Origin of the sequence: Kitasatospora sp. NPDC059827 (assembly GCF_042731675.1) — a bacterium.
Taxonomy (GTDB): Bacteria; Actinomycetota; Actinomycetes; order Streptomycetales; family Streptomycetaceae; genus Kitasatospora.
Genome location: NZ_JBHWIV010000011.1, coordinates 123,707 through 149,308, shown reverse-complemented (window position 1 = coordinate 149,308; position 25,602 = coordinate 123,707). Strand labels below are relative to the sequence as shown.

The 25,602-nt window shown below is 72.8% G+C and carries 24 protein-coding genes and 1 tRNA gene; 10 read left to right on the top strand and 15 right to left on the bottom strand.

The window, feature by feature from the left end; translation table 11 throughout:
• Positions 1-24 precede the first annotated feature (24 nt).
• On the top strand, positions 25-1,482 hold the full coding sequence (locus ACFV8H_RS10110) for an aldehyde dehydrogenase family protein (protein ID WP_380398147.1): 1,458 nt from the start codon (positions 25-27) through the stop codon (positions 1,480-1,482).
• 88 nt (positions 1,483-1,570) lie between these two features.
• Here ACFV8H_RS10110 and ACFV8H_RS10105 read toward each other — a convergent pair whose 3' ends face one another.
• The 6 genes from ACFV8H_RS10105 to ACFV8H_RS10080 all read right to left on the bottom strand — a co-directional run bounded on the left by ACFV8H_RS10105 (position 1,571) and on the right by ACFV8H_RS10080 (position 9,167).
• Entirely contained in the window at positions 1,571-2,506 is a 936-nt protein-coding gene (locus ACFV8H_RS10105; RefSeq protein WP_380398145.1) for an AraC family transcriptional regulator, read from the bottom strand.
• 32 nt (positions 2,507-2,538) lie between these two features.
• A complete protein-coding gene (locus ACFV8H_RS10100; RefSeq protein WP_380398143.1) occupies positions 2,539-3,465 on the bottom strand; it encodes an NADP-dependent oxidoreductase in 927 nt (308 codons plus the stop codon).
• A gap of 261 nt (positions 3,466-3,726) precedes the next feature.
• Complete coding sequence (locus tag ACFV8H_RS10095) at positions 3,727-5,562, bottom strand: bifunctional metallophosphatase/5'-nucleotidase (protein WP_380398141.1); 1,836 nt, start codon at positions 5,560-5,562, stop codon at positions 3,727-3,729.
• A gap of 344 nt (positions 5,563-5,906) precedes the next feature.
• Positions 5,907-6,419, bottom strand: a complete 513-nt coding sequence (locus ACFV8H_RS10090; protein WP_380398139.1) for a hypothetical protein — start codon at positions 6,417-6,419, stop codon at positions 5,907-5,909.
• On the bottom strand, positions 6,406-8,067 hold the full coding sequence (locus tag ACFV8H_RS10085; protein WP_380398137.1) for an extracellular solute-binding protein: 1,662 nt from the start codon (positions 8,065-8,067) through the stop codon (positions 6,406-6,408). The genes ACFV8H_RS10090 and ACFV8H_RS10085 overlap by 14 nt, the downstream gene beginning before the upstream one ends.
• Positions 8,064-9,167 carry a hypothetical protein gene (locus ACFV8H_RS10080; protein WP_380398135.1) on the bottom strand — a complete coding sequence of 368 codons (1,104 nt, stop codon included), beginning with the start codon at positions 9,165-9,167 and terminating at the stop codon, positions 8,064-8,066. Before ACFV8H_RS10080 ends, ACFV8H_RS10085 begins: the two co-directional genes overlap by 4 nt.
• Positions 9,168-9,449: 282 nt before the next feature.
• On the opposite strand from ACFV8H_RS10080, the gene pyk reads away from it, so the two are divergent.
• From pyk to ACFV8H_RS10065, 3 genes are all read left to right on the top strand, one after another.
• A complete protein-coding gene (pyk, locus tag ACFV8H_RS10075) occupies positions 9,450-10,880 on the top strand; it encodes a pyruvate kinase (RefSeq protein ID WP_380398134.1) in 1,431 nt (476 codons plus the stop codon).
• A gap of 125 nt (positions 10,881-11,005) precedes the next feature.
• A complete protein-coding gene (locus ACFV8H_RS10070) occupies positions 11,006-11,350 on the top strand; it encodes a type II toxin-antitoxin system RelE/ParE family toxin (protein WP_380398132.1) in 345 nt (114 codons plus the stop codon).
• On the top strand, positions 11,347-11,646 hold the full coding sequence (locus tag ACFV8H_RS10065; RefSeq protein ID WP_380398130.1) for a multiprotein-bridging factor 1 family protein: 300 nt from the start codon (positions 11,347-11,349) through the stop codon (positions 11,644-11,646). Before ACFV8H_RS10070 ends, ACFV8H_RS10065 begins: the two co-directional genes overlap by 4 nt.
• Before the next feature lie 75 nt (positions 11,647-11,721).
• Here ACFV8H_RS10065 and ACFV8H_RS10060 read toward each other — a convergent pair.
• Positions 11,722-11,794, bottom strand: a tRNA-Leu gene (locus ACFV8H_RS10060).
• Between the two features lie 142 nt (positions 11,795-11,936).
• Between ACFV8H_RS10060 and ACFV8H_RS10055 the strand changes: the two genes are divergently transcribed.
• Complete coding sequence (locus tag ACFV8H_RS10055; protein ID WP_380398158.1) at positions 11,937-12,554, top strand: ANTAR domain-containing response regulator; 618 nt, start codon at positions 11,937-11,939, stop codon at positions 12,552-12,554.
• A gap of 57 nt (positions 12,555-12,611) precedes the next feature.
• On the opposite strand, the gene ACFV8H_RS10050 is transcribed toward ACFV8H_RS10055, so the two are convergent.
• The 8 genes from ACFV8H_RS10050 to ACFV8H_RS10015 all read right to left on the bottom strand — a co-directional run bounded on the left by ACFV8H_RS10050 (position 12,612) and on the right by ACFV8H_RS10015 (position 21,534).
• Positions 12,612-13,328 (bottom strand): ABC transporter ATP-binding protein, encoded by a 717-nt coding sequence (locus ACFV8H_RS10050; RefSeq protein ID WP_375893393.1) that lies wholly within the window; start codon positions 13,326-13,328, stop codon positions 12,612-12,614.
• Positions 13,325-14,143, bottom strand: a complete 819-nt coding sequence (locus ACFV8H_RS10045; RefSeq protein ID WP_375893394.1) for an ABC transporter ATP-binding protein — start codon at positions 14,141-14,143, stop codon at positions 13,325-13,327. Before ACFV8H_RS10045 ends, ACFV8H_RS10050 begins: the two co-directional genes overlap by 4 nt.
• An 8-nt stretch (positions 14,144-14,151) precedes the next feature.
• Complete coding sequence (locus ACFV8H_RS10040) at positions 14,152-16,083, bottom strand: branched-chain amino acid ABC transporter permease (RefSeq protein WP_380398128.1); 1,932 nt, start codon at positions 16,081-16,083, stop codon at positions 14,152-14,154.
• A 5-nt stretch (positions 16,084-16,088) separates the two neighbouring features.
• Positions 16,089-17,018, bottom strand: coding sequence for a branched-chain amino acid ABC transporter permease (locus tag ACFV8H_RS10035; protein ID WP_375893396.1), 930 nt, complete (start codon positions 17,016-17,018; stop codon positions 16,089-16,091).
• Between the two features lie 151 nt (positions 17,019-17,169).
• Positions 17,170-18,549, bottom strand: coding sequence for a PLP-dependent aminotransferase family protein (locus tag ACFV8H_RS10030; RefSeq protein WP_380398126.1), 1,380 nt, complete (start codon positions 18,547-18,549; stop codon positions 17,170-17,172).
• Positions 18,546-19,481 carry an alpha/beta hydrolase gene (locus tag ACFV8H_RS10025; RefSeq protein ID WP_380398124.1) on the bottom strand — a complete coding sequence of 312 codons (936 nt, stop codon included), beginning with the start codon at positions 19,479-19,481 and terminating at the stop codon, positions 18,546-18,548. Before ACFV8H_RS10025 ends, ACFV8H_RS10030 begins: the two co-directional genes overlap by 4 nt.
• A 103-nt stretch (positions 19,482-19,584) precedes the next feature.
• Positions 19,585-20,391, bottom strand: a complete 807-nt coding sequence (locus tag ACFV8H_RS10020) for a class I SAM-dependent methyltransferase (protein ID WP_380398122.1) — start codon at positions 20,389-20,391, stop codon at positions 19,585-19,587.
• A gap of 42 nt (positions 20,392-20,433) precedes the next feature.
• Positions 20,434-21,534 (bottom strand): alpha-hydroxy acid oxidase, encoded by a 1,101-nt coding sequence (locus ACFV8H_RS10015; RefSeq protein WP_380398120.1) that lies wholly within the window; start codon positions 21,532-21,534, stop codon positions 20,434-20,436.
• A 188-nt stretch (positions 21,535-21,722) separates the two neighbouring features.
• Between ACFV8H_RS10015 and ACFV8H_RS10010 the strand changes: the two genes are divergently transcribed.
• Genes ACFV8H_RS10010 through ACFV8H_RS09990 form a run of 5 tightly spaced genes read left to right on the top strand, consistent with a single transcriptional unit; the run spans position 21,723 to position 25,496 of the window.
• Entirely contained in the window at positions 21,723-23,156 is a 1,434-nt protein-coding gene (locus ACFV8H_RS10010; protein WP_380398118.1) for a class I adenylate-forming enzyme family protein, read from the top strand.
• Positions 23,157-23,211: 55 nt separating this feature from the next.
• A complete protein-coding gene (locus tag ACFV8H_RS10005) occupies positions 23,212-23,487 on the top strand; it encodes an acyl carrier protein (RefSeq protein ID WP_360243150.1) in 276 nt (91 codons plus the stop codon).
• The gene (locus ACFV8H_RS10000) at positions 23,484-23,765 is read left to right on the top strand and encodes an acyl carrier protein (protein WP_380398116.1); all 282 of its coding nucleotides are present in this window, start codon (positions 23,484-23,486) and stop codon (positions 23,763-23,765) included. The genes ACFV8H_RS10005 and ACFV8H_RS10000 overlap by 4 nt, the downstream gene beginning before the upstream one ends.
• Positions 23,762-24,958, top strand: a complete 1,197-nt coding sequence (locus ACFV8H_RS09995; RefSeq protein ID WP_380398114.1) for a beta-ketoacyl synthase N-terminal-like domain-containing protein — start codon at positions 23,762-23,764, stop codon at positions 24,956-24,958. Before ACFV8H_RS10000 ends, ACFV8H_RS09995 begins: the two co-directional genes overlap by 4 nt.
• A 16-nt stretch (positions 24,959-24,974) precedes the next feature.
• Positions 24,975-25,496, top strand: coding sequence for a hypothetical protein (locus ACFV8H_RS09990; protein WP_380398112.1), 522 nt, complete (start codon positions 24,975-24,977; stop codon positions 25,494-25,496).
• The last annotated feature ends 106 nt before the right edge of the window (positions 25,497-25,602 follow it).

The window sequence follows — 25,602 nt, the reverse complement described above, 5'->3', positions numbered from 1 at the left end:
CAGGTCGGGCACGAGAGGGATCAGATGTCGTACTTCTCCGAGTTGGCGCTGCAGTACATCGACGGCGAATGGTGCAGCGGCAGCGGCTCCTGGGACATCGTCGACGTCGACCCCTACACCGGGGACAAGCTGGCCACCATCACCGTGGCCACCGTCGCCGAGGTCGACCGGGCCTACCGCGCCGCCGAGCGCGCCCAGCGCACCTGGGCCGCCACCAACCCCTACCAGCGCCGCCTGGTCTTCGAGCGGGCGCTGCGGCTGCTGGAGGAGCGCGAGGGCGAGATCGTCCGGGCCGTGATGGCCGAACTCGGCGGCACCGCGCTCAAGGCCGGCTTCGAACTCTCCCTGGTCAAGGACGTGCTGCGGGAGTGCCTGCACCTGTCGGTGGCCACCGAGGGCCGGCTGCTGCCCTCGCCCGCCCCCGGCAAGGAGAACCGCCTCTACCGACTGCCGGTCGGCGTGGTCGGCGTGATCAGCCCGTTCAACTTCCCGCTGTTCCTCGGCCTCAAGGCGATCGGCCCGGCGCTCGCGCTCGGCAACGGCGTGGTGCTCAAGCCGCACCAGGAGACCCCGATCGTCGGCGGCAGCCTGATCGCCAAGCTCTTCGAGGACGCGGGCCTGCCGCCCGGCCTGCTGAACGTCGTCATCACCGACATCGCGGAGATCGGCGACAGCTTCCTGGAGCACCCGGTGCCCAAGGTGATCTCCTTCACCGGCTCCGACCAGATCGGCCGGCACGTCGCCACCGTCGCCGCCGCGCACTTCAAGCGGACGGTGCTGGAACTCGGCGGCAACAGCGCGCTGATCGTCCTGGACGACGCCGACGTCGACTACGCCGTGGACGCCGCCGTGTTCAGCCGCTTCGTCCACCAGGGCCAGGTCTGCATGGCCGCCAACCGGGTGCTGGTGGACCGGCGGGTGCTCGCCGAGTTCACCGAGAAGTTCGTCGCCAAGATCGCCTCGCTGACCGTCGGCGACCCCCGGGACCCGGCCACCCACATCGGCCCGCTGATCAACGCCGTCCAGGCCGACGCCATCAACGCCCAGGTCGACCAGGCCGTCGCCGGCGGCGCCACCGCGCTGCTCCGCGGGGCCACGGCCGGCAGCCTGATGGCGCCCACCGTGCTCACCGGCCTGGCCGAGGACGCGCCCATCCTGCAGCGCGAACTCTTCGGCCCGGTCGTCCTGCTGGTGCCCTTCGACGGCGAGGAGGAGGCCGTCCGGCTGGCCAACCACACGCCCTTCGGGCTCAGCGGCGCGGTGCACACCGCGGACGTCGAGCGCGGGGTGCGGGTCGCCCAGCGGATCGAGACCGGCATGATCCACGTCAACGGCGGGACCATCGCGGACGAGCCCGGGGTGCCCTTCGGCGGGGAGAAGAACTCCGGCGTCGGGCGGCTCAACGGGGAGTACACGGTGGACGCCTTCACCACGGTGAAGTGGATCTCGGTGCAGCACGGGCGGGCGCAGTTCCCGTTCTAGGCGGTCCCGTTCCGTGCGCTCCCGCTCCGGGCGGTCCCGTTCCGGGCGGTCCCGTTCCGGGCGTTCCCGTTCCGGGCGGTGCGGGCGCTCACGCGGCCCTGGCCTCCCGGCGGTAGCCGCCGGGGGCCAGGCCGAACTCCCGCTTGAACGCCTTCGCGAAGGCGTACTCCGAGCCGTACCCGGTCCTCGCGGCCACCGCCGTCAGCGGCGCCTCCGACTCGCGCAGCAGCCGGGCGGCGGTGGTCATCCGCCAGCGGGTCAGGTACGCCATCGGGGGCTCGCCCACCATCGAGGTGAAACGGCGGGCGAAGGCGGCCCGGGACAGGCCCGCCCGCTCCGCCAGGGACTCCACCGTCCACGGGGTCGACGGCGCCTCGTGGATGGCCGCCAGGGCGGGCGCCACCGCGGTGTCCCGCAGCGCGGCCGCCCAGCCCGCGGAGTCCGCGGCGGGGCGGTCCTCGAACCAGGCCCGCAGGATGTACAGCAACAGCGAGTCGATCAGCGCCGGGACGATGCCGGCCGAACCGATCCGCGGGTTCTCCAGCTCGGCGCCCAACAGCTGGACGGCGGCCGCCAGTTCGGGGTGCCGGCCGTGCCGGGTCGGCAGCTGGATCAGGGCCGGCAGCTGGCGGACCATCGGGTGCGGGCGGGCCTGGTCCAGGTGGTAGTTGCCGCACAGCAGGCTGGTGCGGGCGCCGTCCCCGCCGATCGTCACGGTGCCGATCGGCGAGCCGTCCTCCACCCGGCAGGCCCGGGCGTCCACCGGCGGAGTGTCCGGGCTGTCCGCCAGGACGTGGCCCCGGGCGTCCCGCAGGAAGACGACGTCCCCCGGGCTGAGCGGCACCGGGGCGCCCCCGATCCCCGGATCCACCGGGACCAGCCAGCAGGTGCCGTACAGCACCACGTGGAAGCCCGCCCCCACCACCGGGGGCAGCCGCAGTGCCCACGGCGCCCGGCCCTCGGTGCGCACGGACGCGGGGTGCGCCGTGCGCATCGACGCCAGTGCCTCGCTCAGGATGTCCACGACCCGCCCCCGGTGTTGTTCGTCGCCACGCCTCAGTCGACGGTCAGGACGACCTTGCCCCGGACGCTACCGGAGCCGACCAGCTCGTGCGCCCGGGCCGCCTCGTCGAGCGGGAAGGACGCGGCGACGTGCGGGCGGATCCGGCCCTCGTCCACCAGGGCGGCGAGTGCCTCCAGGGAGGCGTAGTCGGGCTCGACGGAGACGCCCGCGAAGGTCCGCCCGGCGGCCTCGATCTCGGCGGCCAGCCCCTGGTTCCAGTGCTCCATGATGCTGACCAGCGTGCCGCCCGGCTTGAGCACCGCCAGGGCGCGGGTGCCCTCGGAGGAGGAGTCGAGGACGACGTCGACGTCGGAGACGGCCTCGGTGTAGTCGGTGGTCCGGTAGTCGATCACCTCGTCGGCGCCGAGCTCCCGCAGGAAGGCGTGCTTGGGCTCGCTCGCCAGCGCGATCACGTACGCGCCCCGGGCCTTGGCGATCTGTACGGCGAGGTGGCCGACGCCGCCGGCCGCGCGGTGCACCAGCACCCGGTCGCCCTCGCCGATCCCCGCCCGGTCGACCAGGCCCTGCCAGGCGGTCAGCGCGGCCAGCGGCAGCGCGGCGGCCTCGGCGTGGTCCAAGGTGGCGGGCTTGCGGGCCAGTTGGCGCGACGGCGCGGCCACGTACTCGGCGTAGGCGCCGGCGGCCCGGGGGAAGAACGGCATCCCGTACACCTCCTCGCCGACCCGGTAGCGGGCGCCGGGGGCGGCCTCCTCGACCACCCCGGAGACGTCCCAGCCCACCGTGAACGACGGCTCGCCGAGCAGCGGGAGCGCCCCGGACCGCACCGCCAGGTCCACCGGGTTCACCCCGGCCGCCCTCACCCGCACCAGCACCTCGCCGCTGCGCAGCGTCGGACGCTCCACCTCGGCCACCCGCAGGACCTCGGGGCCGCCGAACTCCTTCTGCACGATCGCACGCATCGCCACTCACCCTCGTCCGGTCCACCACCGGCCCCCCGTGGGGCCGTTCTCGATGTGTTCAACGATAGGGAGGCGGGGCGAGCGGATGAATATCCCCAAGTCTCGGCTGGATGTCCGATCGTCTCGCCGGAGGAGCGGATCAGGCGGGGTAGCGGACGAGGGCGTCGATCGCCGGGCGGAGTGGTCGAACGGTACGGGCCCCCGCGCCGCCGGTGGCGGTGCGGGGGCCCGATGAGGAGCGGGTGCGACGGGAAGCCGTGACTAGAACACCGGCTGGCCGGCGCGGACGAGGCGCCAGGAGTTGGTGAAGAAGTCGGCGGGGTCGATGACGCCCTTGGCCTTGACCCAGGCGATCATGGTGTTGCGGATCTCGTCGGAGTTCGTCCAGACCACCTTGGCGGTGGCGACGTGCGGGAAGTTGCCGCCGCCGTTGGCGCGGTAGTTGTTGACCGCGAACACGAACTGGGCGTTGGGGTCGATCGGCTTGCCCTGGTAGGACAGGTTGACGATCCGGCTGCCCTTGGGCTGGGCGATGTCGATGTCGTAGCTCAGGCCGTAGACCGAGTCGTAGTTGTAGTCCGGGGTGGTCTCGGCGCCGGTCATGGCGTTCTTGTCGACCGGGGCGCCCGGGGCGAGCTGGTAGTAGTACTTGGCCGAGAACTCCAGGTAGTCCTTGAGCTGGGCGCCCGTCAGGATGCGGGCCTCCAGGGTGTTCTCGTAGATGTACAGGCCGGCCGCGTCGCGCAGCTTGACCTGGCCGGACGGGATCAGTGCGGTGCGGTTGAACGGGGCGGCCTGGGCCAGGACCGGGAGGTTGGCGTACTGCCCGCCCGCCAGCGCGGTCCTGACGGCGTCGGCCTGGACCTTGCCGATCAGGTCGATGATCGGGGTGGCCTTGAACCGGGCCTCGGCGATCGACAGTTCGATCTTGCTGGTGCCGATGTTCTGGTTGACGTACGCGACGGTCTTCCTGTGCTGTTCGAGGATCGCGTTGCTGATCTCCGGGTTCTCCGGCACGGTGTTGGAGTTCAGCACCCGGGAGGAGACCGAGGCGACCTTCCAGTGGCCGTCGACGAACTCGACCTCGAAGTCGAAGCAGCTCAGGCGCTGGCCCCAGCACAGCGGCTCGGAGAGCACAACCGTCTTGCCGGTCTTCTTGTTGACGAGGAGGCGCTGGGCGACCTCCTTGTGGGTGTGGCCCACCAGCACCGCGTCGATGTCCGGGACGGTCTGGGCCATCTCGCCGGAGGCGTCCTCGGGCCAGGGCAGCTGGTCGCCGTAGGTGGTCGGCTCGTCGATGCCCGAGTGGGCGGAGACCACGATGACGTCCGCGCCCGCGGCCTTCATCCGGGGCACGTACTTGGCGGCGGTCTCGACGATGCCCGGGAAGACCATCTGCCCGGCCACGTTGGCCTTGTCCCAGATCGCGATGCCGGGGTTGGTGAGGCCGAGGATGCCGACCTTGATCGGGGTGTCCTCGTCCAGCCACACCTCCTTGATCACGTACGGCTTGAAGGCCGGCTTCTCGTTCTTCGCGTGCAGGGCGTTGGCGCCGAGCAGCGGGAACTCCAGCTGATCCTCGAAGGCCTTCACGGTGGGGATGCCGTAGTTGAACTCGTGGTTGCCGAGCGCGGCGGCGTCGTAGCCCATGAGGTTCATGGCGACGGCCATCGGGTGGTCCGGCACGTTGTCGCCGTCGGTGGCGATCGGCTCGACCCGGGCGTAGTAGTAGGACAGCTGGGTGCCCTGGATGATGTCACCGGAGTCGATGAGCAGGCAGCGGTCCCAGCCCTTCTCCTCGCGGACCTGGTTGGCCAGGGTGGAGATCTTGGCGAGGCCGACCGCGTTGTGGGCCTGGTCGACGTACTCGGCGTCGGTGAAGTAGTCCCAGTTGAGGACCCGGCCGTGCAGGTCGGTGGTGCCCATGACGGTGAAGGCCTGGCGGCGGGGCTGCTTCTTCTTGCCCTTGGCGGCCGCCGTGTCCGGCTCGGCGGCCGCGGCGGCGGGGGCGGCGGCGACGACGGCTCCGCCGGTCAGGGCGGCACCGGCGGCGGTGGCGGCGGACCGGGTGACGAAGTCACGGCGGTTCAGCGACATGGACGACTCTCCCGAGTGGGAACGACGGCGGATGGGCCGTCAAGTGGTGTGCGGATGAGGTGCGTGGCGCGTCCGCGAGAGCGGTGACGCGCGTAGAAGGACGCGCGTAGAAGTGTGCCGTGCGAGCCGGGCCGCTGGATAGCCCTCCGACGTTTCCAACAGGTGAGATCTTGGCGACTCGTTCGTGACCGGGATGGGCGGAGAAAGGGGTGGTATCGGGGCGGGACGGTCGAATTCCGGCCACCTCCTTCTCCGCCTCCGGCCACCTCTTCCCCCGCCTCCGGCCACCTCTTCCTCCGCCTCCGGGGTTCGCTGCTCCGCCTCCGGGCCGTCCCGTCGGCGGGTCAGTCCAGTTCGGCGGAGAGCTGCTTCACCTCCCGGCCCAGCTCCGCCGCCGGGTCCGGCGCGTCCGGATCCGCCCACGGCAGCCAGGCCCGGGCCCGCAGGTAACCGTCCACCGCGACCGGCAGCCGGTGCCGGACGATCGGGTCGACCACCGCACCGGGCCCCGCCTCGCGCAGCGCCACCAGCAGGGTGTCCACCCCGGCCGAGGCCGGCAGCGGGACGCTCGCCAGGTAGCCGGTCAGCACCTCCAGCTCGGTGTGCACCGGAACGGGCCGCGGCGGGGTGGGCGGCTCCGGCGGTTCGGGCGGTTCGGGCCGCGTCGTCCGGCCGGGCGCCAGCAGCGCGCCCACCCCGTACAGCCCCGCCACCACCCCCGGCCACCACGACCCGCCCAGGCCCGCGAAGTGCAGCCCCAGCCCGACCGCCCCGCCCCCGCAGCCGGCCAGGTTCCTGGTCGACTCCAGGTAGCCCAGCAGCAGCCGGCCGATCCCGGCGCGGTTACTGGTAGCCACGGATCTCCTCGAACACCCCGTCCAGCGAACCCCCGCCGTCGAACAGCTTGCCCCCGCTCACGTCCGCGATCCCCTGCAACTGGCTCACCGCCGCCTCCCCGAACTTGATCGGGAACACCGGGATCGACTTCTCCGCCGACGGCAGCCCGTCGTGGAAGCGCTTGAAGTCCCCGTCCGTCGCGCCCTCGTTGCTCTCCCCGTCCGTCATCAGCACGATCGAGGTGAACCGGTCGTCCCCCGCCGCCTTCTGCTGCGTCTCGATCACCCGGTACGCCTGCTCCAGCGAGTCGTACAGCGCCGTACCGCCCTCGGCCCGCAGCGACTGGACGTCGGCGTTGATCGACGCCAGTTCGGACTCCGGGCCGGGTTGGCTCCCCGAGGCCGGGACGACGTGGGTCTTCGACCACTTCACCGAGGACGCGAAGGAGATCAGCGTCACCTCCTCGCGGTCCCGGAAGCGGCGCAGCCCCCGGGTGTCGTCCGTGCCGGTCAGCCGGCCCAGCGCCGCCTTGAGCGAGGCCAGCCGCTGGCCGTCCATCGAACCCGAGGTGTCCAGCACGTACACCGTCCGGGACGGGCGGCGCAGTTCGTTCTGGTACGAGGCCAGCAGGCCGTCCGCCACCTCCCGGGTGCCCGGGAACGGCAGCTCGCGGCGGCGGTCGGTGGGCAGCCCCGCCGCCGGGGCCACCCCCGCCGTCACCGGGCGGCGCAGCGTCAGCTCCGAGATGCGCTTCTGCACGTCCTCCTTCAACAGGTAGCCGACCAGCCGCTGGAAGGACTCCCGCTCGCCCTGCCCCGCCGAGGACAGCAGCGACAGCGGGTAGTCCGCCGACACCACGCCGTCCACCGGGCGCACCACCGTCAGCCGCTGGTCCGCCGGCAGGGTCCGGTTCAGCGACAGCAGCACCGACTCGTAGTTCACCAGGGCGCCGACCCGGCCCGGCTCGGCCTTGGCGTAGGCCTGCGCCAGCCAGCCCGAGGAACCCGAGGTCAGCTTCTGGCCGGTGAAGAACTGCTTCAACTGCGGCGTCGCCTTCTGCACGTCCGGCGCGGTCAGCGCCGCGCCCGCGCCGGAGAACGCCGAGGCCACCGCGACCAGGGCGGAGAAGCCGGAGTTGGAGCGCGACGGGTCGGACATTCCGTACGACAGCTTCCCGGCCGCGGCCGCGTCGCCGATCTGCGCCCAGGTGACCTTCGAACCGTCCCCCCAGCCCAGGTCGGCGAGGACCGAGGCCCGCACCCCCACGGCCACCGGGGAGACCATCACCGGGGTCTCCGACAGCACCTTGGACCGGCCGGCCGGATCCAGCCGCAGGTACTGGTTCGACGGGAACCAGACCGCGTCGTACTTGCCGTCCGCCCGGCCGGCGGAGATGGTGTCCGCGCCGTCCAGCGTGCCGCCGAACGCGAGTTGGACCGTCACCCCGGTCGCCTTCCGGGCGTCGTCCAGGACCGGTTGCAGGTCCTGGAGTTCACTGCCGGCCAGGACCCGCAGCACCCCGGGGCGGGCGGTCCCGGCCAGCGTGCCGGACGGGTTCGGGGGCGGCGTCGGCCCCGGGGCCGGCGAGGAGGTGCAGGCGGCCAGCGCGGCGAGCACCGCCGCCAGCACGGCGGCCAGCCGGGCGGGCCGCTTCGTCCGGAGGTTCACTTCGGGCTCCCCTTCGCCGCCTTGGTCAGCTTGGTCAGGTTGTCCAACGACGGGACGGTCGCCTGCTTCACCTTCGCCGCGTTCAGGTCCTGGGCGAGGACCGGCTGCTTGATGCCCTTCACCCGGTCGGCGAACGCGTCGTGGCCGGTCTGCGGACGGAAGCCGAACCTGATCTCCAGGGCGATCAGCGCCGGGTCGTTCTGCAGCAGCCCGGCCAGCTTCCGGCCGTTCTCGGTGCGGGCGATGATCGTGTGGTCCGAGTACGCCGTGGTGTCCGGGTACATCACCACCATGTCCCCGGTCGGCTGGCCCTGCACCGCCATCGCGGCGACCTGCGACTCGTAGCCGAAGATCAGCGGATTGCCGACCCCCGCCAGGAAGTCCCGGAACGGCTCGTCACTGCTGCTCTTCTGGCCGCCCTGCAACGCCGTCGCCTGGTACAGCACCGGCCGGGCCGCCTCCACGCCCTGGTCGTCGGAGACCACCAGATTGCCGTTCAGGACGTACGACAGCAGCGCGACGTAGAGCGCGCCCGAGGACGAGCTCTCCGGATCGGTGGTGGTGACGAAGATCGGGCCCGACAGCTCCGCGTGGCCCTTCGCGCCCGGCAGGTCCTGCCACTTGCCGCCCTTCTTGAGGGCGTTGACGTACTCGTCCATCCTGAACGTCCAGACGCCGCTCGCATCGTCCAGCGCCGCCAGGTTGTTCTCCCGCAGGATCTGCGCGACCGGCGCGTGCGCCACCACCACCAGCGGCGAGTAGAACGGCACCAGCGGAGAGTCCTGCAACCCCCAGTGGCGCTGGATCTCGCGGGCCGGAGCCGTGCTCGCCGGAAAGGCGAAGTCCAGCCCGGAGGCGCTCCGCGCCTGCTCGCTCATCGTCCAGGAACCGGTCGAATCGGCGTGCACCTCCAAGCCCTGCTTCGCCAACTCGGCCTTCACCTCCGGGCTTTCGAAGAACGCCCGCTTCTCCGAACCGATCAGCCCGGTGACCGCGACCGTCCTCACCGGATCGGCCCCCCCGTCGTCCGGGACCAGCGCGTACGTCACCCCGCCCAGCAGGGCCAGGGCCGCGATCACCCCCAGAGCGCGTCGTCTCATCGCGCGCGCCTCCCCCCTCATCGCCGCAACACCCCGGGTGCGACACCCGGGGGTGACGAGCGTCCCGCCGGGTGGGGAGCGCGGGCGGAAGGTGCGGTGAACCGGGGGTGAACACCGTTTCACGGAATCGCATCGGCCGGGCGCCCGGGAGGCGCCCCGGGGCGGCCCTCGCACACCGGTCCGAGGATGTGTCAGATTGTTCAACTCGCCTTACGGCAAAGGTCATCCCGCAGTCCGGACCCGCGTCGAGGTTACGCGCCGGTAATGCCTACCCTCAGCAGTATGCGCCGAGCAAAAATCGTCTGCACCCTCGGGCCGGCCACCGACTCGTACGACCAGATCAAGACCCTGGTCGACGCCGGAATGGACATCGCCCGATTCAACCTCAGCCACGGCACCCACGCCGAGCACGAGGAACGCTACCGTCGGGTCCGCAAGGCCGCCGACGAGACCGGCCGGAGCGTCGGCGTCCTCGCCGACCTCCAAGGCCCGAAGATCCGACTCGACACCTTCGCCCACGGGCCCGTACTCCTCGAACGCGGCGACGAGTTCACCATCTCCACCGACAACGGCGTCGTGGGGGACAAGGACATCTGCGGCACCACCTACGCCGGCCTCGCCGGCGACGTCAGCCGCGGCGAACGCATCCTCGTCGACGACGGCCGCGTCACCCTGGAGGTCGTCGCCGTCGACGGACCGCGGGTACGGTGCCTCGTCATCGAAGGCGGACTCGTCTCCGACCACAAGGGCCTCAACCTCCCCGGCGTCGCCGTCTCCGTCCCCGCACTCAGCGACAAGGACGTCGCCGACCTGCGGTGGGCGCTGCGCACCGGCGCCGACCTGATCGCGCTCTCCTTCGTCCGCAGCGGGCGCGACATCGAGGACGTGCACCGGGTGATGGCCGAGGAGGGACGCCACGTCCCGGTCATCGCCAAGATCGAGAAGCCGCAGGCGGTCGAGAACCTCGACTCCATCGTGGACGCCTTCGACGGCATCATGGTGGCCCGCGGGGACCTGGGCGTGGAGATGCCCCTCGAACAGGTCCCGCTGGTCCAGAAGCGCGCCATCAAGCTGGCCAGGCGCAACGCCAAGCCCGTCATCGTGGCGACCCAGATGCTCGACTCGATGATCAACGCCTCCCGGCCCACCCGCGCCGAGGCCTCCGACGTCGCCAACGCGGTGCTGGACGGCACCGACGCGGTGATGCTCAGCGGCGAGACCTCCGTCGGCAAGTTCCCGGTCGAGACCGTCAAGACCATGGGCCGGATCATCGAAGCCGCCGAGAACGACATCCTGGCCGCGGGCCTGCCCCCGCTGACCACCGGCAGCAAGCCGCGGACCCAGGGCGGCGCCGTCGCCCGCGCGGCCGCCGAGATCGGCGACTTCCTGCACGCCAAGTACCTGATCGCCTTCACCCAGTCCGGCGACACCGCCCGGCGGCTCACCCGCTACCGCTCGCCCATCCCGGTGCTCGCCTTCACCTACGAACCGGCCGTGCGCAGCCAACTCGCCCTCACCTGGGGCGTGGAGACCTTCCTCGGCCCCTTCGCCCCGACCACCGACCAGATGGTCGAACAGGTCGACGCGGCGCTGCTCTCTCTCGGCCGCTGCCAGAAGGGCGACATCGTCGTCATCACCGCCGGCTCCCCGCCCGGCCTGGCCGGCTCCACCAACCTCGTCCGCGTCCACCACGTGGGGACCCTGGACGACTGAGCGGTACTCGAACGGTTGCGCGTGGGCGGCGTCCCCCGTTGGGAGGGATGCCGCCCGTGGGCCGTCGGATCCGCGGGAGAGTGTGCTGGCGTCTCCATAACATCCGTGTTATGACTTGGGGAGAGGTGGAACTCGAACCGGAGGTTCGGGACTGGATCCGCGCACTGAGCCAGGACGATCAGGAGACCGTTGCCTTCTACGTCGAACTGCTCGCCGTCCGCGGGCCTTTGCTGGGCGAGCCGCACAGTCGGCAACTCGACGGCAAACTCCGGGAACTGCGCTTCCACCTGAACGAATCGGACCTGCGGATCACCTACTGGATCGCGTCGGGCAGGAGGATCATCCTGCTGACCGTGTTCCGCAAGACCCGGATGCGGGAGGCCGGCGAGGTCGACCGCGCGAGACGGGCGTTGCGTCGTTGCGTGGCCGAGCAGCACACCGTTGACGAGGACGAGGAGTGGGCGAGATGAGCGAGCGCACGTCCTGGCGCGCCATGCGTGAGGAGATCCTGAACCGTCCCGGCGCCGGCGCGGCGTACGAGGCCGCGCGGATCCGGTTCGAGCTCGGGGAGAAGGTCAGGCTGCGCCGGGAGGCCCTCGGCATGACCCAGGCACAGCTGGCCGCGGCGATCGGCATGCAGCAGCCGGCGGTGGCACGGTTCGAGGCCGGCGCGACGATGCCCACGATCGTGGTTCTGGAGCGGTTCGCCGGGGCGCTCGGCATGAGGCTCACGGTCGAGCTGGAGCCGCTGGACCGGGCGAGCTGAGCGACGCGTCGGGGCGTTCACCCGCAGCGGTGACGACACACGTCAACCGCATCTCCTTCGGATGGAAGGAGGACGTACCCCGAGTGGGATTCGAACCCACGCTGGATGGTGTTTGAGACCACTGCCTCTACCGCTGGGCTATCGGGGCCCGCCCCAGAATCGAAGGCTGGCCCCGACCCTGAGTGCCCTAAACATACCGTGTCTGGGTACCCTCGTGCATGCAGTACCCCGCCGGAACTAGGAGCCCCGTGAGCACCGCCGACGAGCAGGCACAGCCGCTTGAGACCGATATGCCCCAGATCACCCGGATCGTGATCGCCGAGGACGAGGCGCTGATCCGTCTCGACCTCAAGGAGATGCTCGAAGAGGAGGGGTACACCGTCGTCGGTGAGGCCGGGGACGGGGAGACGGCGGTGCGGCTGGTGGAGGAGCTCAAGCCGGATCTGGCGATCTTCGACGTGAAGATGCCGATCCTGGACGGGCTGTCGGCCGCCGAGCAGATCCACGAGCAGCACCTGGCGCCGGTGCTGATGCTGACGGCGTTCTCGCAGCGGGAGCTGGTGGACCGGGCGCGGGACGCCGGGGCGATGGCGTACATCGTGAAGCCGTTCTCGAAGTCGGACCTGGTGCCGGCGATCGAGATGGCGGTGTCGCGGTACACCGAGATGCGGGAGCTGGAGAAGGAGATCGGGGATCTCACCCAGCGGCTGGAGACCCGGAAGCTGGTGGACCGCGCGAAGGGCGTGCTGCAGACGAAGTTCGGGCTGAACGAGCCGGCCGCGTTCCGGTGGATCCAGAAGACCTCGATGGACCGGCGGATGACGATGGCGGCGGTGGCCGAGGCGGTCATCGAGGAGGGCGAGGCCCAGGACCGCAAGAAGGCCGACGAGGCCGACAAGCCGGAGTAGAAGAGTGTGGAAGGGCCCGGCGGATCGGATCCGCCGGGCCCCTTCGCGTGTGCGGGCTCAGTCCTCGCCGAGGTAGGCCTTGCGGACGGACTCGTCGTGGAGGAGGTCGGCGCCCGTCCCGGAGAGGACGATGCGGCCGGTTTCCATGACGTAGCCGCGGTCGGAGAGCGACAGGGCGGCCTGGGCGTTCTGTTCGACCAGGAGGATGGTCGTGCCACTGGCCTTGAGCTCGACGATGGTGGACATGATCTTCTGCATCATCAGCGGGGAGAGGCCCATCGAGGGCTCGTCCAGCATGAGCAGCTTGGGCTGGGACATCAGGGCCCGGCCCATGGCGAGCATCTGCTGCTCGCCGCCGGACAGGGTTCCGGCGGCCTGCTTGCGGCGTTCGCCGAGGATCGGGAAGAGGGTGTAGGCGCGCTCCACGTCGGACTGGATGCCCGCCGTGTCGGTGCGCAGGAAGGCGCCGAGGAGGAGGTTCTCCTCGATGGTCATGCGGGGGAAGATGTGCCGGCCCTCGGGGGAGTGGGCGAGGCCGAGGGCGACGATCTTGTGGGCGGGGACGGTGCTGAGGTCCTGGCCGTCGAAGGTGATCCGGCCGGCGGTGGGCTTGAGGAGGCCGGAGAGGGTGCGCAGGGTGGTGGTCTTGCCGGCGCCGTTGGTGCCGATGAGGGTGGTGACCTCGCCCTGTTCGACGGTGAAGCTGATGCCCTTGACGGCTTCGATCTTGCCGTAGGCGACGCGGAGGTCCTCGACCTCGAGGAGTGCGGTCACTTGGGGTCCTCCGGTGTTGCGGGGGTTTCGAGCGGGGCGCCGAGGTAGGCGGTGATGACGCGTTCGTCGTTCTGGACGGTCTCGCGGTCGCCTTCGACGATCTTCTGGCCCTGGACGAGCACGGCGGTGCGGTCGCAGAGGTTGAAGATGAACCGCATGTCGTGCTCGATGACGAGGATGGAGATGCCGCGGTCGCGGATGGCGAAGACGAGTTCCTCGGCGGCGCGGGTCTCCTGCGGGTTCATGCCCGCGGTGGGTTCGTCGAGGAGCAGCAGGCCGGGGTCGGAGGCGAGGGCGCGGGCGATCTCCAGCTTGCGCTGTTCGCCGTAGGGGAGGTTGCGGGCGAGGTGGTCGGCCTTCTCGGCGAGGCCGGTGAAGGCGAGGAGTTCCATGGCCTTCTCACGGCTCTCGGCCTCGGCGCGGTGGTAGCGGGGGCCGCGGAGGATGGCGGCGAAGATGCCTTCCTTGGTGCGGCTGTGCCGGCCGACGAGGACGTTCTCCAGGACGGTCATGTTGGCGAAGAGCCGGATGTTCTGGAAGGTGCGGGCGATGCCGGCCTGGGTGACGAGGTGGGGCTTGGGGGGCAGTTGGGTGCCGCGGTAGCGGACGGTGCCCTCGGTGGGGACGTAGAGGCCGGTGAGGCAGTTGAAGAAGGTGGTCTTGCCGGCGCCGTTGGGGCCGATGAGGCCGATGATCTCGCCCTCGCCGACGGTGAGGGAGACGTCGTTGACGGCGGTGAGGCCGCCGAAGCGCATGGTGACGCCGGTGACGTCGAGCAGGGGGGTTGCGGTCGGTGGCGTTGCGGTGGTGGTCATCTGGCGCGTCACGCCCCTGCCTTGGTGAGTGCGCCCGGTTCGCCGGTGGGCTGGGCCGGGATGGCGGCTTCGTGGAACTCGAGTTGGCGGCGCCGGTTGGGGATGAGTCCTTCGGGGCGTACGCGCATCAGGACGATGAGGGCGGCGCCGAAGGCGAGGAGCTGGTAGTCGGAGAGGAATTCCAGCTTCTTGGGGATGAGGAAGAGGAGGGTGGCGCCGGCCAGGGGGCCGCTGATGGTGCCCATGCCGCCGAGGATGACGGCGGCGAGCAGGAAGGCGGAGTTGGGCGGGAGGGCCTCGGCGAAGGTGTACTGGTCGGGGGTGACGGTGTAGCTGACGTGGGCCTGGACGGTGCCGGCCAGGCCGGCGAGGCAGGCGCCGAGGGCGAAGGCGAGGAGCTTGAGGCGGAAGCCGTTGATGCCCATAGCCTCGGCGGCGGTCTCGTCCTCGCGGATGGCGACCCAGGCGCGGCCGATGCGGGAGTTGCCGACGCGGGCGAAGATCAGTACGACGACGGCGGTGACCAGCAGCATCAGCAGGTAGTAGTTGGAGAAGCGGCCGAGTTCGATGCCGGCGACGGTGTGCGGCTTGCCGAGGTCGAAGCCGAAGATCTCCAGGTCGGGGATGCGGGGGATGCCGTTGGAGCCGTTGGTGATCTTGGGGCCGGTGGTGCCGTTGAGGTTGAGCATGGTGATGCGGAAGATCTCGCCGAAGCCGAGGGTGACGATGGCGAGGTAGTCGCCGCGCAGCCGCAGGGTGGGGGCGCCGATCAGGACGCCGAAGACCATGGAGACGGCGGCGCCGGTGAGCATCGCGGCCCAGAACGGGAACTGGACGTGGATGGGCGAGGCGGGGGAGCCGGAGACCAGGGCGGCGGCGTAGGCGCCGACGCCGAGGAAGGCGACGTACCCGAGGTCGAGCAGGCCGGCCAGGCCGACGACGATGTTGAGGCCGAGGGCGACGGTGGCGAAGATCAGGATGTTGGTGGCGACCGAGGTGTACTGGTCGCTGCTCTGGGTGAAGGGGAAGCTGGCGGCGGCGGCGAAGGCGGCGCCGGTGGTGACCGGGCGGTACTTGACGGTCAGGGCGCGCAGCCGGCCGAGCAGTCCGGACTTGGCGAGGGCGGCGATCGAGGGGGCGGCGAGCAGCAGGTAGCAGATGAAGAGTTCGCCGTACTCGGTGTCGATGCCGAAGGTGATCGCGTACAGGCCGAGTCCGAAGGCCAGGACGATGAGCAGGACCTCGACCCAGGAGGGGAGTTGGCGGGCCGCGGGGAGCGGGCGCTCGACGGTGCCGAGGCGGATCCGGCTGTTGGCGAGGTGGCCGAGCTGGAGCAGCAGGACGACGCCGGCGGCGATGGCGAGGGCGCCGGCGAGGGCGGTCATCACCGGGGCGACGGGCTGGTCGTCGGGGATGGCGTGGGCGGCGAACCAGGCGACGGGGGCGACGGGGACGAGCAGGAAGAGCCGCTTGTCGAGGATGCGCAGCGGGACGGCGGTGCGCCGGTCGAGGGGGAGGCCGAGGGCGCCGATGATGCCGAGCAGGCCGCCGGCGGCGAGGACCCAGCCGCCGGGTTCGAGGTTGGCGAGGCCGCCGAGTTCGACGGAGATGGAGGTGACGGAGTAGGCGGCGACGGCGAGGGCGCCGGTGGCGGCGTAGAGGACGGCGTTGTTGCTGCGGCTGGGGGCGGCCCAGCGCAGGCCGGGGACGCCTTGGCCGGCGAGCAGCAGGACGAGGGTGAGGACGCCGGCGACGACGGCGAGCCACTGGAGTCCGGCGGGGGAGCCGTAGTAGGTGAGGTCGCCGGGGAAGTCGCTGGTCCAGGTCCAGGACATGGCGGCGGAGGCGGCGGTGAGCAGGGCGCCGAGGCCGGTGAGGGCGGTGGCGGCGGGGGCGGGCAGGGGGATGACCGGGGTGGTCTCGGTGCTGGTGGTGGTCATGGTGGTCACGCCCTGTCCGAGACGCGCTCGCCGAGCAGGCCCTGTGGCCGGACGAGGAGTACGAGGATGAGGAGTACGAAGGCCCAGACGTCCTTCCAGGCGCCGCCTCCGAAGAGGTGCATGCCGGGCAGGTGCTGGATGTAGCCGGTGGCGAGGGCTTCGGCGAGGCCGAGGGCGAGGCCGCCGAGCATGGCGCCGTAGATGTTGCCGATGCCGCCGAGGACGGCGGCGGTGAAGGCCTTGAGGCCGAGGATGAAGCCCATCCGGAAGTCGACCTGGCCGCTGCGCAGTCCGTAGGCGACGGCGGCGACGGCGGCGAACGCGGCGCCGATGGCGAAGGCCATGACGATGATGCGGTCGGTGTCGATGCCCATCAGCTTGGCGGTGTCGGGGTCCTGGCTGGTGGCCTGCATGGCGCGGCCGGAGCGGGTGCGGGTGACGAACCAGCCGAGGGCGAGCATGCACAGCGGGGCGGCGATGATCAGGAAGATGTCGCTGCGCTGGATGGTGACGGAGCCGAGGCTGAACGGGTCGCCGGGGAGCTTGGGGAAGACCCTGGCCTTCTTGGCGTCCGGGTAGAAGGAGAAGACGAGCTGCTGGAGGAAGATGGACAGCCCGATCGCGGTGATCAGGGGGGCGAGGCGGGGGGCGTTGCGCAGCGGCCGGTAGGCGAAGCGCTCGGCGGCGACGGCGGTGAGGGTGGAGACCAGGATGCCGGCGATCAGCATGAGGGGTAGGGCCAGCCACAGGGTGGTGCCGCCGGGGAGGGCGAGGTAGGCGGTCAGGGCGCCGAAGCCGCCGACCATGACGATCTCGCCGTGGGCGAAGTTGATGAGCTGGACGATGCCGTAGACCATCGTGTAGCCGATCGCGACGAGTCCGTAGAGGGCGCCGAGGATCAGGCCGTTGGCCAGCTGCTGCGGTAGGTCGTGCACCGCTGGGCCTCCGTAGTGCGTTCGGGGGTGTCCGCGTGGGTGGTGGATGTGGGGGCGCGGGGGGGGGCGCCCGGGGGCCCCCCCCCGGGCATTTCGGTAGGGCCCCGGCCCCCCCCCGGGGCGCCGGGCCCCGCTGCTGCCTCCGCACCGCTCAGGAGCGGATGAACTCCGCCAACTTTGCGACACCGTCGATGATCTGAGCCTGCGTCAGTGAGCTGATCGAGAGCCGCAGCCGGTGCTCGCCGCCGCCCGCCGGGTAGAACGGCGTCATCGGTGTCCAGAGCACCCCGAACTCCCGGGCGCAGCGCTCCATGGCCGCGTCGTCGGCCCGGAACGGCACCGTCAGCACGGCGAAGAAGCCGCCCTCGGGCCGGTTCCAGTCCACCCCCAGCCGGCGCCGCTCGGAGGCCGGGAAGTGCCGGTCCAGCTCCCGCAGCAGGGTGTCCATCCCGGCCGCGTAGTGGGCCGTGGCACGGGCGTTGGCGGCCCGCAGGCTGCAGTCGTGGGCCAGCAGCATGCCGCCGATGACGGCCTGGCTGAGCGCGGGGGTGTTGACCGTCGTCATGCTCTTCACCTTGGCCAGTTCGTCGGCCAGCAGGCTGCGGCGCCCGCCCGGGCCGGCCACCCGCTGGTCCGCGACCACGTAGCCGACCCGCGCCCCGGGGAAGCAGGTCTTGGCGAAGGAGCCCAGGTAGACCACCTGGCGGCGGCGGTCCAGCGCCTTGAGGGTGGGCCGCGGGCCCGGGGTGCGGGCGAAGAAGCCGTACGGGTTGTCCTCGACGACCAGCAGGCCCTCCTCGGCGGCGGCGTCCAGCAGCCGGGTGCGGGCGGCGACCGGCATGCTGGTGCCCGAGGGGTTGGCGAAGTCCGGGACGACGTACAGGGCGCGCGGGCGGCGGCCCTCGGCCCGCACCTCCCGGGCGGCGGCGCGGACGGCCGCCGGGTCGGGGCCGCCGTCGGGGCCCTCGGGGACCGGCCGGGTGGTCAGGTCGAGCAGCCGGGCCGCCCCGGTCACGCCGACGTAGCAGGGCGAGCTGACCAGCAGCACGTCCTGCGGGCCGGCGCACAGGGCGCGCAGGGCCAGCAGCATGCCCTCCTGGGCGCCGACGGTGAGCACCACGGCCGCGGGGTCGACGGTGAGGCCCTCGTCGTTGGCGAGGGTGCGGGCGACCAGGTCGGCGATGATGCCCTTGGTGGGGCCGTACTGGAACAGCGCGGTGCGCACGGCGTCGCGGTCGAGGCCGCGGTCGGCCAGGTGGTCGAGGTAGCCGTCCAGGTAGGCGGGGACGTCCTCGGGCTCGAAGAAGCCCTCGTAGGGGCGGCCCGGGGCGAAGGAGACGGCGCCGGGGTAGCGGGTGGTGACTTCGTTGAGGAAGGTCATCGCGTCCAGCAGCGGGTCGGCGAGCGAGCCGTGCAGCTCGGCGAGGGCCAGGTCGGTCGGGTCGTCGCCGATCCTGTCGACGGCGATCCCGTCGACGCCGGTCCGGTCGACGCCGGTCGGGTCGTGGTCGGTCGGGTCGTGGTCGGTCACCGCAGGGCCTCCCGGAGGCGGGCGGCCGCGTGGGCCTGGGCCTCGGCGGCGGCGTCCAGGGTGCCGGTCATGGCGAAGAAGCCGTGCGGCATGCCCGGGTAGCGGCGCAGGTCCACCGGGACCCCGGCCGCGCGGAGCGCCTCGGCGTACCGCTCGCCCTCGTCGCGCAGCGGGTCGTACTCGGCGGTGAGGACGGTCGCGGGCGGAAGGCCGGACAGGTCGGCGGCGCGCAGCGGGGAGGCGTACGAGGAGGCGCCGTCGGCCGGGTCGGCCAGGTAGTGGCCCCAGTACCAGGCGGCCGAGCGGCGGTTGAACAGCAGCGGGTCGTCGTGCTCGCGCAGCGAGGGGGTGTCGGCGGCGTGGTCGGTATTGGGGTAGACCAGCAGCTGGTGGCGCAGCGCCGGGCCGCCCTCGGCGCGCAGCAGCAGGGTCAGGGCGGCGGCGAGGTTGCCGCCGGCGCTGTCGCCGCCGACCGCGAGGCGGTCCGGGTCGATGCCGAAGTCCGCGGCCCCGGCGACCAGTTGCTCCAGGGCGGCGCGGCAGTCGTGCAGGGCGGCGGGGAAGGGGTGTTCGGGGGCCGAGCGGTAGCCGACGGAGGCGGTGACGCAGCCGACGGCGTTGGTGAGGCGGCGGCAGATCGCGTCGCTGGTGTCGACCGAGCCGAGCGTCCAGCCGCCGCCGAACAGGTAGAGCAGGGCGGGCAGCGGGCGGCCGGGCGGCTCGGGCCGGTAGAGCCGCAGGGCGAGTTCGCCGCCGGGGCCGGGGATGCGGTGCTCCTCGACGGCGGCAACCGGCTCGGGAGTGCCGGACGCGGCGCGGATGTCGGCGAGGTCGGCGGCGCGGGCCTCGGCGAGGGTGAGGGTGTAGAGCGGCGGTGCGCCGCTGCGCGCGCGGTGGGCGCGGTAGGCCTCGGCCTGGGGGTGCAGGGGCATGGGTGGCGGTCCGTTCGGTGGCCCGGCCGGGGCCGGGCGGCGGCTCGGCGGGGGTTCAGCGGGGTTGCGGCGGGCTGTGGTCGGCCAGGGGTTCGGCCCCGGTTCAGCGGTCGGCCTCGACGTAGACGGTCTCGTCGGTGCGGAAGGCCGTGTCGAGGTCGGCGACGTCCGAACGGAGTCCCTGGCGGTAGGCGCAGTGCCGGATCTGGTCGGGGGTGAACCCGGCCAGGGTCAGCACGTGCCGCAGTTCGTCCAGGTCGTAGATCCACTGGTGGCCGTAGTACCGGAAGATCTGGTTGACCAGGAAGGCCGGCCGGGCGGGCATCGGCGGGCCGAAGCCCAGGGTGCCGAGCCGGCGGCGGTGCTTGCCGAGGAAGCCGTCGCCGGTGGCGTAGCCGACCAGGTAGCGGGCGAGGTCGGGGGTGGTGAGGCGCAGGACGCCGCCGGGGCGCAGGATCCGGCGGGCCTCGCGCAGCCAGCCGACCGCGACGGGCTGGGTGACGTGCTCGATCAGGTGCTCGGCGTAGACCCAGTCGACGCTGGCGTCGGCGAAGGGCAGCGGGCGGGAGACGTCCAGCTGGGTGAACCAGCGGTCGCCGTCGACCCGGTAGAGGGTGCCGGGCTCGGTGGCGGGGCCGGGCCCGCCGTCGGCCGCGGCGCCGCGCAGGGTGGCCAGGTCGGTGCCGAGGCCTTCCGGGTGGGCGGTCCGGAAGGCGGCGAACTCGATGCCGGTGAGGCCGAGTTCGCGGAAGTCGTGGTGGTCGTGCGGCAGGGCGCCGGGGTGGGCTTCGAGGGTCTTGCAGGTGGCGACCTGGGCACTGAAGGCGTCCAGGCGGGTCTCCAGCCCGTCCGGGTCGTCCCAGTCCCAGCCGGGGAAGCGGTCGTTCGTCCTGCTCGTCGGTTCGGTCATCGGTTCTCCTTCTGGAGGAACGGGCTGCGGGTACGGCGCGGTTCAGCCGACCGGGCGGGGCCAGCGCGCGAGGGCGTCGCGGCCAAGGTCGACGAGCCGGGGGCGGCCCAACAGGGCCAGGGTGTGGTCGAGTTCCTCGTGCAGCAGGCGGAGCACCCGGTGCACCCCGGCCTCGCCGTCGACGGCGAGGCCCCACAGGGCGGGGCGGCCGATCAGCACGGCCCGGGCGCCGAGGGCGAGGGCGACGGCGACGTCGGTGCCGGTGCGCACGCCGCCGTCCAGGAGCACCGGGAGCTCGGCGGGCACCGCGTCGACCACCTCGGGGAGGGCGGTCAGGGCGGGCAGCGCGCCGTCGAGCTGGCGGCCGCCGTGGTTGGACACCAGGAGGGCGTCCACGCCGTGCTCGACGGCCAGCCGGGCGTCCTCGGCGGTCAGCACGCCCTTGAGGACCAGCGGCAGCCGGGTGCGCTCGCGCAGCCAGGCCAGGTCGGACCAGCTCAGGGTGGGGTCGAACTGCTCGCGGGCGTGCTCGGCGATGCCGGAACCGCCGTCGGTGGCGCGGTGACTGGCGGACATCAGGGTCTCGTCCAGGTTGACCGCGCGGACGGTGGGCGGGACGGCGAAGCCGTTGCGCAGGTCGCGCAGCCGGCGGCCGATCCTGGGCGCGTCCACGGTCAGCACCAGGGCCCGGAAGCCGGCCGCCTCGGCGCGTTCCACCAGGGCCGTCAGGGCGTCGCGACGGCGCAGCCAGTAGAGCTGGAGCCAGAGCGGGCCGGTGGCGGCCGCGGCGATCTCCTCCAGGGTGCGGCTGGCGAACATCCCGGCGACCAGCAGGGCGCCGGCCGCCCCGGCGGCGCGCGCGGTGGCGGTCTCGCCCTCCGGGTCGACCAGCCGGTGGTAGGCCATCGGGGCGATGCCCAGCGGGATCCGCAGCGGGGCTCCGAGCAGGGTCAGCGCGGGGTCGCAGGCCGAGACGTCGACGAGGGTGCGCGGGCGCAGTGCATAGTGCCCGAACACCTCCCGGTTCGCCGTCAGAGTGCGTTCCGCGCCGCTGCCGCCTTCGATGAAGTCCCAGATTTCCGGGGGGAGTCGGTCGCGTGCGGCGTGCTCGATCCCGGCCAGCGTGAGTGCTCCCACGGGCATCCTCGTTTCCCGGACGGCCACGCGCGGGCCGGTCCCGGTTCGGCAGCGTAGGAGCAACGAGCACATTGGTATAGACCTTGATTTGACCAAACGTCTGTGCCAAGGTCTGGCAACGGAATTGACCGTATTGGTTGAGAACGACGCCCATTGCGTCCATGCCAAATCCCCTCACTTGTTGTGGAGCCGCGTTGACCGGCTTTTCCCGCTTTTCCCTTCCGCTTTCCGCCCCGCCGCACGCCGACGCCCCGCAGGACTGGGTCGAACGGTCGCTGCTGGCCGGGCCGGGCGGTGAGGAGTGCCTGCACTTCGGCGCACCCCTCGACCGGGACGCCCTGCGCGCCCTGGTCGAGGACCAGTGCGACCGACTGACCGCCGCCGGGCTCGGCCCGGGCGGCACCGCCGCGCTGCGGCTGCCGCCCTCGGTGGCCTTCGTCGCCGTCCTGCTGGCCTGCTGGCGGCTCGGCGCCCAAGTCGCACTGCTCGACCACCGGTTGACCGACCACGAAGTGGACGCGGCGGTGGCCCGGCTGGCCCCGCAGGTGCTGGTAGGCTCCGCCCACCGGCCCGCCGCGGCGCTGCGCGGCTTCTCCGAGGTCGAGCCGGTCGCCGTCCCGCTGCCGGACGGGCTCCCGGCCCGCACCGGGCACGCCCTGATCCAGCTCAGCTCCGGGTCCACCGGCCCGGCCAAGGTCATCGCCCGCACCGCCGCCGACCTGCTGCGCGAACTCGACTGCTACCGCAGGCTGGTGGAGTTCCCCGGCGAGGGCGAGCGGGTCGTGCTGCTGTCCTCGGTGGTGCACGTGCTCGGGCTGGTCGGCGGGCTGCTCAACGCCCTGCACGCCCGGGCCGTGCTCACCGTCCCGGAGCGGATGACGGCGGCCGGCATCCTCGCCGCGGTCGCCGCCGACCAGCGGCCGACCACCGTCGTCGGAGTGCCCTTCCACGCCGAGCTGCTGGCGGGGACGGTCACTCCCCCGGCGCTGCCGCAGCTGCGCCGGATGGTCGTCGCGGGCGAACTGGTCCGCCCAGGCCTGCCCGCGCTGTTCACCGAACGGTACGGCGTACCGCTCGGCACCATGTACGGCATGACCGAGACCGGGGTCATCGCCACCGACCTCGACGGAACGCTGCACCCCGCCAAGCGCCCCGTCCACGGCATGCGGATGCGGCTCGTCGCCGGCGAGCTGCAGCTCGGCGCCGCCACCTCCCCGTACCCGGGGCTGGACGACCCGGGCCGCTGGTCGGACGGCTGGCTGCACACCCGCGACGCCGCCGCCCTGGACGAGGCGACCGGCCTGGTCACCGTGCACGGCCGGCTCGACTCCCAGGTCTCGATCGGCGGGTTGAAGGTCGACCTCACCGAGGTCGAGCAGACCCTCGCCGCGCTGCCCGAGGTCCGCGAGGCGGTCGTCGTCTTCGACGGCGGGGCGATCGAGGCGTACCTGTCCGTCGAGGCCGGGGCCGAACCCGCCCTCGTCCAGGACGGGCTGGCCCGCCGGCTCGCCGCCTACAAGCGGCCGCGCCGCCTCGTCCTGCTGCCCGCCCTCCCCCGCACCGCCACCGGAAAGCTGCTGCGCGACCCGGCCGCCCTGCGCGACACCGCCGCGGCCGCCGTGCGCTGACCGGACGCACCACCCGCCGGACACCCTCCGGACAACCCCGACAAGGAGCCCACTCATGCAGGACCGCATCCGCGCGTTCGTTCTGGCCGCCCTCACCGAGATGCAGTACGACGTCTCCGAGGTCACCGGGGACACCGACCTCGGCCCGGCCGGACTGGACCTCGAATCGCTCGCCCTGGCCGAACTCTCGGTGCAGGTCGAGGACGAGTTCGGGATCAAGTTCGACCTGGACGAGATGGAGACCACCGCGATGATGACCCTGGACGAGTTCACCGCCGACGTGGTCAAGCGGATCGACGCCCTCCCCGCCGCCACCGGCAGCGCGGCGTGACCGACTCCGCCCGCCCCGCGGACTCCGCCACCGGCGCGCTCCCCGACCGGGCCGAGGTCCTGACGATGCTGGCGGCGTTCGGGCAGCGCGCCGCCGACACCGTGCCCGAGGAACTCGGCTCGCTCGAACTGACCTGGCTGATAGCCGAGTTCGAGCAGCGTTACGGAATCCAGCTGGACCTGGACGACGAGCACTTCGGCGCCGTACGGACGGTCGACGACGCAGCCGAGCTGCTGCGCTCGACGGTGCTGGCCGCCCGCGCCGGAGCGCGGCCGTGACCGGCACCCGCACTGGCACTGGCACCGGCACGCCCGTCCCGACGCCCCGGTCCGCCGCCCCCGGGCCCGTGGCGGTCGCCGCCCGGCCGGTCGTCACCGGCGTCGGGGTGCTCAGCGCCGCCGGGCGCGGGCTCACCGCGCTGACCGAGGCCGCCGCCCACGGCAAGGCCGCGTTCACCGAGGTGACCCGCTTCGACGTGTCCGGCCGGCGCACCACCCGGGCCGCCCTGCTGCCCGGGACGGTACCGCTGGCCAGCACCTTCCCGCTGGCCAGGGCCGTGCTGGAGGCGATCGGACAGGCCGGCCGGCAGGCCGGGCTGACCGCCGCCGAGGGCGCCGCGATGCCCGTCCTGCTCGCCCTGCACAGTGACGAGCGCACCCGGGCCACCGCCGACGCGGTGGCCGCCGGGGTCCGGGCGCACTGGGGCGCGCCGGGCGTCACCCGGGTGTACACCGGCGCCTGCGTGGCGGCCGCCACCGCGGTCGCCGACGCCGCCGCCCTGGTCGCCGCCGGTCGGCACGAACGGGTCCTGGTCGCGGCCGGCCACCTGGTCGAGCCCGGGGTGTTCGCCGTCTTCGACGCCGGACGCGCCCTGGCCCGGGACGGCGAGCTGCGCCCGTTCAGCGCCGGCCGCACCGGCACCCTGCTCGGCGACGCGGCCGCCGCCGTCCTGGTCGAGTCCGCCCCGGCCGCCGAACGGCGCTCGGCCCCCGCGCTCGCCCGGCTGGCCGGCTGGGGCCGGGCCGGGGACGCCCACCACGTCTGCCGACCGGAGCCGGACGGCACCGGGGTCGCCCGGGCGATCGAGGCCGCACTGGGCCGCGCGGGCATCACCCCGGACCAGGTCGGCTACGTCAACGCCAACGGCACCGGCTCCGAGCTCGCCGACCGGGCCGAGGCCACCGCCCTGCACACGGTGTTCGGCCCGCACACCGACCGACTGCCGGTCAGCTCCAGCAAATCCGTGCACGGCCACGCGCTGGAGGCCTCCGCCCTGCTCGAACTCGCCGTCACCGTCGGCGCGTTGGAGAGCGGACTGACTCCGGTCAACGCCGGCTGGCTGGGCCCCGACCCCGACGTCCGGCTCGACCTCGTGCTGGACGGCCCGCACACCACCCGCCCCGACTACGCGCTCACCCTCAACTCGGCCTTCGGCGGGGCCAACACCGCCCTGCTGCTGGCCGCCGCCTGACCCGGACACCCACACCATGACCACCCCTGCCACCACCGCCCCGCGCGTCCTCGCCGAGGCCCGCCGCCCCGGCCCGGACCTCCCCGGGCCCCCGCCACCGCTGCCCGGCTTCACCCCCGCCGGCCTGGCCCCGCTGATCGCCGACACCGCCGACCACTGCCTGCGGGCCCACCACGGCCCGCCGCCCGCCCCCGGGCGCACCGCCCTGCTGCTCGCCAGCGCGGGTGGCGACCTCGCCACCGCGCGCGCCATCGACCGGAGCGCGGAGCCCGGACACCGCCCGGCCCCGCTGCTGTTCTTCCAGTCCAACCCCAACGCCGTCCTCGGGCACATCGCCGCCCGCTGGGGCCTGACCGGCCCCGTCGTGGCGATCAGCCCGGCCGAGGCCGTACCCGGCACCGTCCCCGCGGACGCCTACGAGCTGGCCGCGCTGCTGCTGGCCGACGGGGACGCCGACCACGTCCTGGTGATCGCCGCCGAGCAGGGCACCGACGGTGACCACGCCGTGGCCGTGCTGCTCACCGGGCCCGCCGACTGAACCCGCGGGCCGACGGCGCCCGTAGCCATCGATGAGGCCCGCCGCCTGACGCAGCCGTACCCGGCACACCAGCGACCCGCCCGGCCCACCCTCGCACCGCCGACGC